General features: G+C 45.4%; 2 tRNA genes and 2 rRNA genes. All 4 read right to left on the reverse strand.

From position 1 onward, the window contains the following. Nucleotides 1-215 (reverse strand): 23S ribosomal RNA (locus DPF93_RS21410); the annotation flags it as partial. 282 nt (nucleotides 216-497) lie between these two features. Beyond that, nucleotides 498-573, reverse strand: a tRNA-Ala gene (locus tag DPF93_RS21015). A 17-nt stretch (nucleotides 574-590) separates the two neighbouring features. Then, nucleotides 591-666, reverse strand: a tRNA-Glu gene (locus DPF93_RS21020). An 88-nt stretch (nucleotides 667-754) separates the two neighbouring features. After that, nucleotides 755-939, reverse strand: a 16S ribosomal RNA gene (locus DPF93_RS21025); the annotation flags it as partial.

The following is a 939-nucleotide window of genomic DNA, read 5'->3' on the forward strand; positions in this document are numbered from 1 at the left end:
CCCCTCGGGGTACTTAGATGTTTCAGTTCCCCCGGTTCGCCTCATTAACCTATGAATTCAGTTAATGATACTAGCTTATGCTAGTGGGTTTCCCCATTCAGAAATCCCAGACTCAAATGGTTGTTACTACCTAATCTGGGCTTATCGCAAGTTACTACGTCTTTCATCGCCTCTGACTGCCAAGGCATCCACCGTGTACGCTTAGTCACTTAACCATACAACCCGAAGGAGTTTCGAGTTGATGTCAAATCACCAAAGTTGTCTGCAATTTTTATACATGATGCAGACTCGATTTTGCCGGACTCAAATATGTTTTGCTTTCGCAAAACCCAAGAACACTTGAATGTGTTTTTGTGTATTCAATAAATGAATACTTTGAGAACTTTACAAACAACAATAAATTGTTGTTTTGTCAGCTTTCCAAATTGTTAAAGAGCAATGTGTATTCCGAAGAAAAACACCATTTCTAAAGACACTCTTGCGAATGTGTTTAAAGATGGTGGAGCTATGCGGGATCGAACCGCAGACCTCTTCGCTGCCAGCGAAGCGCTCTCCCAGCTGAGCTATAGCCCCATATCCTTATGAGGAGATGGTATCCCGTAGGGGAGTCGAACCCCTGTTACCGCCGTGAAAGGGCGGTGTCCTAGGCCTCTAGACGAACGGGACACTAGTAAAACACCTCAAAAGTGTTTTTATCTCTTTAAACTTTATAAACCATCAATCTGTGTGAACACTCATCGCAATAATCATCGTATAAGGAGGTGATCCAGCGCCAGGTTCCCCTAGCGCTACCTTGTTACGACTTCACCCCAGTCATGAACCACAAAGTGGTGAGCGTCCTCCCGAAGGTTAAACTACCCACTTCTTTTGCAGCCCACTCCCATGGTGTGACGGGCGGTGTGTACAAGGCCCGGGAACGTATTCACCGTGGCATTCTGA

The organism is Vibrio rhodolitus (genome assembly GCF_003350325.1).
In the GTDB taxonomy this organism is placed as follows: Bacteria; Pseudomonadota; Gammaproteobacteria; order Enterobacterales; family Vibrionaceae; genus Vibrio; species Vibrio rhodolitus.